Annotated in this window: 1 protein-coding gene; it reads left to right on the top strand. The window is 58.7% G+C overall.

What is annotated here, in order from left to right; all coding sequences use genetic code 11:
• Positions 1-264: hypothetical protein (locus GSQ90_RS28465; RefSeq protein ID WP_158818373.1), on the top strand; the 264-nt coding region annotated here is incomplete at both ends.

Here is a 264-nt window from a genome sequence, read left to right as displayed (position 1 = left end):
CAGTACACTGGCTACAGCAGCAGCGGCTCAATTCTCTACCAGGGCGACAATTGGTCAAGCGGCGGCTCACAGATCGAGTTCTACTCTGGCTATCCTGGCTTGGAAGCTGGCGTTTCCTCGGAGACGAACAAATACCTCGGCGCGGATGGTACGGGCACGCTGACCAGCGCCGACTTCAACTTCACTGCCGGCGGCTCCGAAAGCGATGTCTACAATCCGCAGAGCGGTGTTACCGATCAGTACACTGGCTACAGCAGCAGCGGC

Source organism: Methylocapsa sp. S129 (assembly GCF_009765995.1).
Lineage (GTDB): Bacteria > Pseudomonadota > Alphaproteobacteria > Rhizobiales > Beijerinckiaceae > Roseiarcus.
Note: the sequence above shows the minus strand (reverse complement) of the source record. Positions and strands in the feature narration are given on the sequence as shown.